9 protein-coding genes are annotated in these 9,540 nt (G+C 59.8%); 2 read left to right on the forward strand and 7 right to left on the reverse strand.

Annotated elements, in window-relative coordinates:
• Positions 1 to 575 precede the first annotated feature (575 nt).
• The 3 genes from JQ553_RS35405 to JQ553_RS34010 form a co-directional block, all read right to left on the reverse strand.
• The gene (locus tag JQ553_RS35405) at positions 576 to 797 is read right to left on the reverse strand and encodes a LuxR C-terminal-related transcriptional regulator (protein ID WP_212504443.1); all 222 of its coding nucleotides are present in this window, start codon (positions 795 to 797) and stop codon (positions 576 to 578) included.
• 1,018 nt (positions 798 to 1,815) lie between these two features.
• Complete coding sequence (locus JQ553_RS34005) at positions 1,816 to 2,322, reverse strand: DUF4142 domain-containing protein (RefSeq protein ID WP_212504444.1); 507 nt, start codon at positions 2,320 to 2,322, stop codon at positions 1,816 to 1,818.
• A 697-nt stretch (positions 2,323 to 3,019) separates the two neighbouring features.
• The gene (locus tag JQ553_RS34010) at positions 3,020 to 3,208 is read right to left on the reverse strand and encodes a hypothetical protein (RefSeq protein WP_249144867.1); all 189 of its coding nucleotides are present in this window, start codon (positions 3,206 to 3,208) and stop codon (positions 3,020 to 3,022) included.
• Between the two features lie 1,962 nt (positions 3,209 to 5,170).
• Here JQ553_RS34010 and JQ553_RS34015 point away from each other — a divergent pair.
• Entirely contained in the window at positions 5,171 to 5,344 is a 174-nt protein-coding gene (locus JQ553_RS34015) for a hypothetical protein (RefSeq protein ID WP_249144871.1), read from the forward strand.
• A gap of 746 nt (positions 5,345 to 6,090) precedes the next feature.
• On the opposite strand, the gene JQ553_RS34020 is transcribed toward JQ553_RS34015, so the two are convergent.
• The 4 genes from JQ553_RS34020 to JQ553_RS34035 form a co-directional block, all read right to left on the reverse strand.
• Entirely contained in the window at positions 6,091 to 6,273 is a 183-nt protein-coding gene (locus JQ553_RS34020; protein WP_212504445.1) for a hypothetical protein, read from the reverse strand.
• A gap of 139 nt (positions 6,274 to 6,412) precedes the next feature.
• The gene (locus tag JQ553_RS34025; protein ID WP_212504446.1) at positions 6,413 to 6,649 is read right to left on the reverse strand and encodes a DUF6894 family protein; all 237 of its coding nucleotides are present in this window, start codon (positions 6,647 to 6,649) and stop codon (positions 6,413 to 6,415) included.
• 628 nt (positions 6,650 to 7,277) lie between these two features.
• Entirely contained in the window at positions 7,278 to 7,550 is a 273-nt protein-coding gene (locus tag JQ553_RS34030; protein ID WP_249144874.1) for a hypothetical protein, read from the reverse strand.
• 474 nt (positions 7,551 to 8,024) lie between these two features.
• Complete coding sequence (locus tag JQ553_RS34035) at positions 8,025 to 8,318, reverse strand: hypothetical protein (RefSeq protein ID WP_212504447.1); 294 nt, start codon at positions 8,316 to 8,318, stop codon at positions 8,025 to 8,027.
• A gap of 1,034 nt (positions 8,319 to 9,352) precedes the next feature.
• Here JQ553_RS34035 and JQ553_RS35410 point away from each other — a divergent pair.
• Positions 9,353 to 9,540, forward strand: a 188-nt coding sequence (locus tag JQ553_RS35410) for a LuxR C-terminal-related transcriptional regulator (protein WP_212504448.1), incomplete at its 3' end; no start/stop codon positions are given.

The following is a 9,540-nucleotide window of genomic DNA, read 5'->3' on the forward strand; positions in this document are numbered from 1 at the left end:
CGGAAGGCCGCGCCGCTCGTGAAGTCCTCAAGCACGAGGTAGAAGGTTCGATCCAGCCGGTCGTTCGGAATGATGGAAGGCGTCTGGGCCATTACGCAATACTCCAATGGACGGAGTCCAAGCCAAGTCCACCGTGGCCAAATTGCGAATCGCCTGTGTTGATTAGGAACGCCTCGCCTTGCGGCGGGATCAAAAGGGAAGCCTCAGCCCCAGCTCCTCGTTGCCCCCAACCGTCAGGAGCTGGGGTCTTTTCGTGAGGGCTTCCCAATGCGGGAAGTTTTGTTCGCTAAACGTTTGAGCCCGCTAACGGCTGTTCTCATTCAAATAAACGTCTGTTCTCATTCACATCGATGAAAATGTTCTCACCGTTCCGAGCCGGAATCGAAAGGGGGCCGCCTGCGATTCACATGCGTTATTGCGGTCGGTGGATGAGCGGCGCAAGGTCACCGTTGCCGCCTGTTAGTGGGTTATGGGCGGCAACTGTGCTCACACTCCCGGCCCCAGCTCTGGAGAACCCTAAATCCCAGGAGCTGGGGCTTTACGCGAATGGGAATATTGCACTTGCCGTACCCACGCTAACGGCGGCGATGTCGACACCGGGCCAATCTCTCGGCCGCTTCCGCAATCTCAGTTTTAGAGCTGATATTCAGCTTCCTAAACAAGCGAAGGCGCTGGGTCGCAACCTGCGCCTCGGTCCCGCCTATCTGGCTGGCAATCTCGCGATCATTCCGCCCCAGGGCCATGCGTCTGAGAAGTTTCTTCTCGCGCGCCGTAATGATCGTCGCGTCCGCCAGCATTACTCTACGAGCACGGCGAAGGCCGCGAGAAGGAAGGGAGACATGCCCAGCACAATGATGCCGACCCGGAAGAATATGTCACTGCCCATGCCACAACCTCAGTAACAGCGTGGCAATTTTCGCCGGAAAATTCGGCAGAGCTAGTGCAGTTTGTGCCCGTTCCCATTCATATAGATGAACCCCGCTCTGCGTGTCACTGGGTCGGCTTTCCGACTTATAGCAACCTTCCGCGTTGCCACCTGTTAATGACGATCGCCCGCGCATCACTTACCGGCATCGGTGATGAGAACGCCAGTTGCGCTCCCGCCTCGACCTAACAGGGAGCAGCGCCCATGAAGAAGAGACGCCGTTTCAAACGATCGCAATCCCGTGAAGAACGTCTTTCCCGCGAAGCCAAGAGTTGCGCGAACAGGCTGGGCTACTTCATCCAGGCGCCGATAGAGAAGGCCTGCTCCGCAGGGCGCGATACGACGAAACCACAGTCCATATGACGGCGTGGCTGACTTCCCCCGGACTCCACTCACCAAGATGACCAAGCGCTTCGACTGGATTGCCATCGTGGGCTACGGCTCGATCGCCCTTGCGGTGTTCGCGATCATTGCCCTGTTTGCCTGAGGTGTAAGAGGCCGCATCAGGCGGCTTACCCGCGGCATCCAAGGTGGACTGAATTTTAGAGTTGCTATTGCTGCCCACGGGCGGCGATATGGCCCCCGCTCCTCTAGATTGATTGCCTGCGTCAAAAGGAGCTGGGGCTCTACGCGAACAGGTCTTTGCCCAGCTGGGTGAAATTCGCGTAGGTGCCGCTCTCGTGCAGCACGAGCCAGCCCCGCTCAACTTGGCGCGATCCAGCCCAGCCTTCCATCGTCGCCTCGGTTAAGGTCGCTGCGCCGATCTCGCGAAACTCACTTTCTCCCCTAAGCGCGTCAGTTCGCCAGCAATGGCAGGCGTGTGAAGAAACACCCCGTGCTCGCCGGGTCCCAGACTATCCGGACGATGTGCCCGCTCGGCGAGGCGAAGATCAGCGACCAGATCCCTTGGTCTGATGACCACCGAGCGACTCGGCCATTTCAAGGTGCTTCTTCAGCACGGGCAGTGTCCCCTGCGCAAAGTTGGCGACGGAACCTGATTTCTTGCTTTCCTGGTCGAACTTGCTGATGTCCTTCTTATGGTCTTGAACCATGTGCTGAGCAAATTCCTTATCGAACTGCTGGCCAGAGAGTTTGTTCAGCCTGTCGTATGTCGCCTTCTGCTCGGTGTTGACCGACGCCGGTGGGCTCATTCCGATTTCCTGTGCCACCGACTTGGCCTTCTCGAGATTCTGGCTGTGGTCGCTCTCCAGCATTTGGCCGAACTGCTTCACTTTATCGTCCGCGCCTTTTTGCTGGGCGAGCTGTCCCATTTTGACTTCCGCCATATCGCCTTGCATCGCCTGCTTCAAAAAGGATTCATCTGCTTTGCTGCCCTTGCTATTTTGCGCTTGCAAACCGCTCAAAGTCAGCATGCTTGCGAACGCCAGCACGGTCATTCCAATCGGCTTCCTGCTCATAGTCCACCTCGGATGTTCGACTTTCGCCGCGCGAAGCGGGGCTACCCGGGAAAGCAAAATGATAAGCGTTTGTTCCTTTGTTCCCGCCATTACCGGGGGTGGTTTCTCCGCACGTGGTAGCTCATTTGATGAGGCCGCCGAACTTGTTCGGCAGAGACGCCGGATTGATGCGTGAGAACCGCAACCGCGAGTTGGGCGATAAGCCGAGCTCAGCGCCACTCCGCCGCATGTTGCATGGCTGCGAGGCGATCCACACCACCGGATTTACTCGGGATGAGTCTTCGGCAGCTTGATCGTCAGCTCGCCCGAGCGCTGCAACGCCTCTTCGGCCTGTTGCCAGTGCGCACAGGCGCAGCCGAAGGCACTGAACGGCCCGACATCGAGGGCAGGCGTAGGGTGCGGATATTCAGGCGGCGGACCGGGGCCCGCTCAGTTCAGTCTGCTCGTCATGATAACGCGCTCGACGTGCCGTTCTCGCAGCAAACTGAAGGAGTAATCCGAGCTTGTCCGGAACGGTCTGCAAAACTGCATTAGCTTGCCTGACCGCCGGTCATTGTTCGTATTTCCGGCGGCACGGAATGGGCGGCCTCCACCCAGCCTCCGGGCCGAGGGCCACTCACGTGTCGGGAACGCAACGCTGGCGCGCGCAGCGGCTGAGGCGGCCTGCGAAACGACTTCAATGGGTCGTAGCGGGGATTGTCTCGATCACGCCCATGTCCTCGCCGCGTACCGTGACGGTGCGACCGGTCTCCAGGGCTATCTTCCGGGCCACCGTCTTTGCGACATCCTCGTCTGCGTATTCGAGCACGATGATGCTGCCTTTTCCCGAGAAGGCGGTGGGGTTCGAGACGGTGATGATGGTCAAGATTGCTTCTGGCTCATTGTGGAGACCAAAGGCCCGGGGAGCGCAGCCACTCGCTCATTTGCGAGCAGGTCTCAGCCTGTCGGGCCCTCCTCAAAAGGGAGTCACGGTCAGCCCCGGGGGCCAGCATGTGAGCCTGTTGGCGGAGGCGGATTGCCTCGTCAGCTAGGCGTTCTTCCAATGATTGAGTTTGCTTGAAACGACGCCGCTTTTGCATGGCGCTGCTCGCTGCTCCCTGTGAGTAGTTGGGCGTGAGCGCTAACCGGGCGTTCTCATCACGATGTATGCCTCAAGACCGCGCGGTGATGTCGCACAGCTTACTGGCAGCGGGAGGCGGCCTTCTCCATCAAATGTTAACTTTCGAGGAATTTAGGACTTGGGCCCACAAGACCTTCTCGGTTCCGAGCCATTAACGCACGACCAGATTTGCAAAGACGCTTGGAGCTACCTAGCTCGTGGTTATGCCGCGTCCACTCTTGTGCTCGAAAGGCGTTTGGAAATCCCTTCGCAGATCGCCCGCCAGTTCGCAGCCAACATGCGGGCATATCACGTCGAGGAGAACGACGTGCGCAGCGGCGACATCGCAGTTCGCACTCGACACATACTCCTAGAGCACATGCCATCCGGCTCAAAGTTGCGGGTGAGCGAAATCAAGGAACGGTTCGAGCCGATGAGATGACGGCCAGTCCCTGTATCCTCTGCGACGACACCGGCTGGGTTTGTGAGAACCACCCGGATTAGCCTTGGACCGGCAACCATTCTTGCACCTGTGGCGGGGCCGGGACGCCCTGTCCGGCGTGCAACAAGCCAGACGACCGTGACACGCAGCGGCTGTCGCGTGGATTCAGGAACATGTTCGACAACCGCGACCTGCGACACTGATCGCCCGAACAGGGTCGGTGCATAACGACTCAGAACTTCACCTATGTTAGCGCGCAAGTGTCACACTGATGTGATGGTATAGCCACTGGGACGCACGGTCTGTGACGGACTCGGCCACGCAGTCGTGCTCTGAACATTGACCTGATGTGGCTGCGTCGGAGCTGAGATGACGAGGACGAAGATCGATCTCCCTCTGCAATTCCGGCCAGTCGAGAATATGGAACTATGGATCGCAAACAGCGATGGCTTCTCGTTTGTGATCAGTTTCGCGAACACCACCGGTTCCGGATTTCACGGACGACCGGGCTAGGTGGCGTCGTGGCGTGCTTTCTCTGAGACCGGCGGGGCGATCAAGGTTAGCGGGTCACCATTCAAGACCTTCGGCGAAGCCGAGGAGGCGTGCAACCGGATGTCGGAGCATTTTAGTGCCGAATAAGTCCTAGGCGGCGGTGCTCAGGATCACGCCAGCGGCGAGGCGTCCTCGTGGCTTCGGTATTCACCGTGAAGCCGATGCCCTCTTTCTGTCAGCCTCGATCATCTCCGCCGACACGTCAGTCGGATGGCACAGGGGCGCAGCGCCCCTGGTCGTGAATAGCCACTCCTTGTGCCGCATGCTCGGCCGTTACGGATGAGATCGTCCGGGCAAGCACATGGATGGCCTGTCGCGTACTACCGGTCCCGGCTTGCGTTCACAATGATGGCGGCAATGGCCGCCGCGGTCAGTGCAATCTCTGCCTTGCGTTTCGTGTCCGATGGCGGAGCGGCTAGGCTTGGTTGGATTGCCTTCGGTCGGTGTCGGTGAGGGGCTCGGCGCAGGCTGGGGCTTGATCGCGGGGGCGTCGAGTGGTGCTTCAATGGAGGCGAGGGAACCTTGTGCTCCTCGGTGCCGCTGCACTGGCTGACGGCATCGGCGCAGCCGGAGGGGCAGCCAGGCTACTCACACCTTCGATATTGGCGTGTTGACGCACGCGCTGGCGGCCTTGGTATGTGGCATTCGGATGATAGCTCGCCGCCGAACGGGAGCCCGGCCTGCTGTGTCGTTGTCCGTCACTACCCTTAGGAGGCGTACGGGAGAACGGCGTCGTGAGCAGCAAAGCACGCGAGTTTATTGATTTCTGGATTGAGAACAGCGTTCACGCCGTAGAGCAGTATCGGAACGTTGGAGCCTCTCAAGACGTGACCGAGCTCACCGGACGCCTCATCGAAGCCGCGAAGGGGCAGGGCATCTCGGAGTTCGACTTGGAGGCGAAAAGGTGACATTGGCGACTGCATCCGCGACAAGCTCAAGGCGGCCAACGATGCCGAGAGTGATCGCCGCCGCCATCCTGAATAGGATCGCCAGCCCCCTTAGGAACGTCCTCGCTAGTCCTTGGTTTTTCTCGATACAAGGGAGAGCCGGGATGCGAGTGCGACAGGCGATCTTCATGACTGCATTGGCTGGGGTGATCGCGGCAGCCTCAGTGCAGCCTTTGTGTGCCCAAGGCGGCGGAGGCGGCGGTGCCGGTGGCAGCAGTGCCGGTGGCCCTTCGGGCGGAGGCGCAGCTTCGGGAAGCGCGTCAGGATCGTCAAGTGCGGGATCAGCGTTTGCCGGATCGCGTGGCGCGAATCGAATGTCTCAAAGTCCGGGGAGTGCGGCAGGACTGAATAGCTCCGGTGATACCCCCAGCGCGCCGAGCTCCAGTCAGGGCACGACAACAGGCATCGCCAACCCGCCAGCCAATCCGCAACAACAGGCGCCGCCTAATGGCGACCTGAGCAATTCACCGAGCCCGCCACAGGGCACGACTACGGCGGGCACAGCCAACTCGACCGATGTGGGCAATGGCGTACCTCGGAACGTGCCCACGAAGACACGGGAAGAAGGCAGCGACGCGCAGATCGACGCCGAGAACAGGAAGGCTGATGCGAAGACGATGAAAGGCATCTGCAAGGGGTGTTGACAGCAAAGTCGCGTCGCCGTGGACTGTGTGCTTGGTGCTAGCCACCCAAGGCCCGCCTTTACCTTACCTCTCGGGCTTCAACCGAGCCTTGATCAGTTCGTCGATAAACTTCTCCGCACGGCGAATTGCGTCTTCGCGGTCAAACGCCGTTCCGACCTTGTCGTTGTGGTCGCGCTTAACTGTCCAACGCCAACCGTTAGGCGAAATCTTCTGGACGACGGTATATTCGATGCCGCGATACTCCATCGGCATGCCCTCCCTGACCGCATGTAGGCAGGAGCTCGCTCGGTCAGTCACCGACGCACACGGATAACCGTTGCCGGTGATATGGCCACCATAGCTGGAATGGGCGTTTCGTGAAGCCGCCAACTGTGGGCAATCGCCCTTACTGCCTTGGACTTTTCGTCTCGAAAATGAAGGCCGCCTTGAAGATTGGGCCGTCCTCCGTCCGTACCTCGATTGCAACGTCTGTCCGGTCAACGGACGGCGCGACGTCTCCGGCCATTTCGCCCAAAGTACGGGCAGCTTCTGCTTCCGCGGCTCTCTGATCTGGGAAGTCGAGGCCTTCCTCGTCGGAATAGAGTGCAGTGCGGTGTCTGATATCGAAAAAATAGCGCGCCATTTCATCGCCTCCAGCGCGTGGCATTATATACGCGGCAACAAAACGAGCAGGAAAGTCGTTCCTAAGTTTGCGCTAGGGACCCGGTAACACTACGGCTTGGCTTCACCCATCGCCCGCTCGACCTCGTCGGCAAGGGTCCGATGATGTGCGGCGAGCTTGGCGAACAGCTCTTTCTTCGTGGCATTGGTCGCTAGCCGCTGATTAGCTCGCACTCTGTGGCCTGAGTGCGAAGCTTCTCCAGGTGGGCCTGCACGTCCTTCATCGGACGGTCCCTCGCGCCGACGAGAGAATGGCCCGCCAACGGGCAGGACTCAAGATGCCGCGCGCTTCGCGCGCCGTTACTGCTTTGTCGGAGTGTCCTGAACGATCCGAGAGGCTTGAAACATCGTCGCGGTCTCAGAAACCGAACCTCAATCCGCAGACGCCCCTTGGGTGACCCACGGCCGCAGCCGAAATAGGAACGTCGGCGGGCTTGCGGTGTCGGTCGCTTGCTCCCGGCATGCGTCCCCCAACTCCAGGCCGGGAGAAAACCCCAACCGGGTTGGCGATCCCTGGCGCCCCACCGCGCCGGGATCGTTTGGCGTTGCGCAGCGTTGCGGGCCATCGCTTCAACGTCGACGCAAGCGACTTAAGCGAACAGGTCCATTCCGGCCTGGGTGAACCTCGCGTACGTGCCGCTCTCATGCAGCACGAGCCAGCCCCGCTCAATGGCGCAGTCCAGCCCGGCATTCCATTCGGCCGGCGTCGCCTTGAACTCGAACAGCATCGGCTCATTGAGCCGTTCGATCAGCAGCCGGTGGTCCATGTAGGGCTCAAGGCCGTTGGCGATCTCCATGATCTTGCGCGCAGCCTTCCCCGGGTCGACGTAGGGGCGATCAAAAACGTATTTCAGTGGCGCCAACCATCTTTATCAAAGATCAAATTGAAGCCAGATGGCAAGGGCGGCGTCTCACGCTGGCGGGGCCACTAAAGTGCGGCCGCACATCCTTGGTCAGGATGTTCGGCGTCCGGGCTTGCGGGCTTTGGTTGTTCTCTGTTGCCGATAAGCTTTGAACCGAGCCAATAGCAGTTGGGTATCCGACGTTTCCGCTTGCCTAATCTGCTCTTTCAACCACTCCAACTCGGCAAGCTGTTCGAGTAGATCAGGCGAAAATTGCGCCAATAGTAATCGTCGCTTCCTGGAGATTTGGACCTTATGTCCCACAGGCGCAGCTCCTACACGCACGCGAGCGTTCCCCGATACCTCTTACGTTGAGACGCAATCCCGGGAAACACTGCTGCTGCTTAAGGTGAGCTTTCGTGTTTGTCTCTCGCACCTCGCCTGGGTCCTGCCCGGCAGGACCAAGGGCGGCCGCTTCGCGCTTGGCGGGCTTACCTAGTAATCGCGGTAATAGCGTCTCCTGGGACGCGCGTAGTAGTCATCGTCGTAATCGTATCCGCCGCCGCGATAGTAACGCTGCCTGGCGGCCTGGTCCTGCGGGGCGAGATAACCATTCGGATAGCAAAGCCCGTCGCGGGCGCTGATATCCCAGCCGTGGCCGCAGGGCGGCCGACGTACGGGCACACCGCCATACTGCACATTCTCCACCAGGGGAGAGGACCGAACAGGGCCCGCAGACGTCATGCTGAACTGAAGGGCCAATGCTGCGGCGGCAATGCTAACGATCATGGTCGGTCTCCGATCAAGCCAGAGGCTGCCGACGCTTCCACAAACCTCGCTGAGCGACGCCAATTGTGATCACGCGGCTGCAGTCTGACGCAACTTGTCAGGAACGCGCTGAACACCCGATGAACGCCCGCCACGGTGTCGCATATGGCGGGCCATCAAAGGGAACCCAGCACCTGCCAGACGATCGCCAGCACTCACGACCATCGAGCAGTGGTCCGCCGACCGATCGGTTCATTCCAGCACCTCATATTCGAATTGCTACGCGCCCTCGGGATCGTTCTCCTCGAACCATTTCTCGTCCCCGACTCAGGCGCGCGCTCCGCGGCGCAATTCTGCGCTTGGCGGAGGTGCCTAATCGTCCGCGCTGGCACCGCGTACTAGCTCTGAAAGAAGTAATTTGGCGATCATTTCCGGCGGCGACATTCCGAGCTGAGTCGCTTTGGCGCCGAGCACTGATCGTACCTGCACCATCGAACCTTGAACGAAATATGTTCCGTGGTGCGCGACACCGCCGACCGTGATGGTGACGGTTCTTACTGGATATGGTCCGCTGCTCATAATTCTGAAGCTCGGTCGGCCCCAGTTGGAATCCAATCGGAACGGGCGAGCGAAAGCAACTCCCCCTTTGGATTTCTAAGCACTTGGCTTTCTTGTCCACAGTGATGGTCGCGCAACACCGCTGGGACGCAACTCGTGATAGGCTCTAGGAGCATCTTCACGATGCTTCTCCCTAGGACTTCAAGCCCGTCGCGAATGGCGGGCTTCGTTTGTAACGCAGCATCAAGTGTGTGGAACTCTGCTGCGGGCCGGCGGGCGTATTGGGAACGTCTCCAGATCCTTCCCGTTGACCCACTGGTCTTCCTGGAGGACTTTCCCATGGACGACGATTACAAGATCATGCGCGGAGCGCATTTTGATGGAGTTGAAAAAGTAAGCCGCTTCGGTTGATGGCGCTCTCCTGTTTCTCCGGTGGTGGCGCAAACCGCACTTGCGTTGCCGAACCTCACGGTCGTAGCCTCCGTCTCGCCACCGTGATGCTCACCGAAGCCAGGCCTCTAACGGCGCGCGAGAAAAAGCTCCTCAGGCGCACGGCCTTGGGGCGGTCGGATTATGAGATCGCCAAGCAGATCGGCGGGACCGACGCACAGGTTGCGACCCAGCGCCTCCGCTTGCTGAGGAAGCTGGATATCCACGCTGAGCGAGAGATCACTGATGCTGCCGA

The sequence above is a fragment of the Bradyrhizobium lablabi genome, assembly GCF_018131005.1.
Taxonomy (GTDB): domain Bacteria; phylum Pseudomonadota; class Alphaproteobacteria; order Rhizobiales; family Xanthobacteraceae; genus Bradyrhizobium; species Bradyrhizobium lablabi_D.